The sequence below is a fragment of the Nodularia chucula CCY0103 genome (genome assembly GCF_963923915.1).
Taxonomy (GTDB): domain Bacteria; phylum Cyanobacteriota; class Cyanobacteriia; order Cyanobacteriales; family Nostocaceae; genus Nodularia; species Nodularia chucula.
Genome location: NZ_CAWUOL010000194.1, coordinates 1 through 1,206 on the forward strand (window position 1 = coordinate 1; position 1,206 = coordinate 1,206).

The 1,206-nt window shown below is 37.6% G+C and carries 2 protein-coding genes; one reads left to right on the forward strand and one right to left on the reverse strand.

From position 1 onward, the window contains the following. The first annotated feature begins 215 nt into the window (after positions 1–215). On the forward strand, positions 216–680 hold the full coding sequence (locus tag ACM0OP_RS24145) for a DUF2808 domain-containing protein (RefSeq protein WP_414530941.1): 465 nt from the start codon (positions 216–218) through the stop codon (positions 678–680). 67 nt (positions 681–747) lie between these two features. Here the strand turns inward: ACM0OP_RS24145 and ACM0OP_RS24150 are convergent, their stop codons facing one another. Beyond that, a complete protein-coding gene (locus ACM0OP_RS24150) occupies positions 748–993 on the reverse strand; it encodes a transposase (protein WP_414530942.1) in 246 nt (81 codons plus the stop codon). Positions 994–1,206: the final 213 nt, after the last annotated feature.

Below are 1,206 nucleotides of genomic sequence, written 5' to 3' on the forward strand. Positions count from 1 at the left end.
TTGCTGATTAGGCAAGTCCTCTTGTCAACAGGGTTTGAGATGCGCTGACCCTGAACAGAAATGGTAGATCGAATAATTTCAGTTGCACTTGACTTAATAAATCCTCAACATTTAAGAAACTGGTTTGCTAATTGCTGCTACTGTACCTCATAACAGCCGGAAACGCTGTATAAAACCTGTAATTATTTAACATAATAACTACTTAACAATTCAAGATGAATAAAATATTGATTTACACCATTATGATGTTTGCCTTTACTCCCACAGCTTTCATTTCATTTGGTCATGCAAATGCTAAGGAGACTCATATTAATAATAATTTGCCATATCCCACCAATAGCTGGCGTTTGGTAAAGCATACTTTTAGGTTAAACATTCCCCAAAATAAAAACGCTCTTTCTCAACTTATTATTGAAACTCCATCTACTGTAGCAGTGAGTAATGACATTGATGCTTTGGATGTGAATGGTCAAAAAATTGATACTAATATTTCCGTCAATGGCAGACAAATTATTATAGAGTTCCCTAAAAAGGTTATTTCTAACACTAAACTTTTAGTTAATTTTAATAAAGTTCAACAACCAGTAACTGGGACAGCTTCCGTATACCGCTTTTCAGCCAAAGTTGTTGGTAGTGAGGTAGAAATCCCCCTTGGTGTAGCTCAATTCCCTACATTTTAATATTTAGATTTTCATATTAATCAAAAATTTCATCCAAATTTTATTTATATAGCAACCGCCAAGGAGGTTAGGACGCAAAATGCAAGACATCCTCAATGGCATTTCGTAAACAATCAAACTGGTCTAACTTTTTGCGGATTCGACTTTTCAACCAAGACCAGCATTTTTCAATCTGATTTAGGTTTGGAGAATAAGGTGGTAGGTACAGCACTTCACACCCTGCATCCTGAATCAGTTGTTGAATGCGCCCTGCCTTCTGCCTTGCCCCAACCAAGATCACCAAAAGTTGCCAAGGCCCATAATGTGGTTTCATTTGCAATTATTGTGGTTTGGAGACCCCTCTTATTTGCAGATAATGTGGTTTCAAAATTGCCTTGTTTGCAGTTTGAAGCGTTTATGTTTGCAGTTCGCTAGTGTGATTCGTTCTGTCGAAACGAATAGAAATATTCGGGGATGACAGGCAAGGGAAATATCAGGGTCAGCGCATCTCAAACCCTGTTGACAAGAGGACTTGCCTAATCAGCAA

Coding starts and splice junctions, on each gene's coding strand:
- ACM0OP_RS24150 (WP_414530942.1), bottom strand. CDS start 993: ATGAAACCACATTATGGGCCTTGGCAACTTTTGGTGATCTTGGTTGGG.
- ACM0OP_RS24145 (WP_414530941.1), top strand. CDS start 216: ATGAATAAAATATTGATTTACACCATTATGATGTTTGCCTTTACTCCC.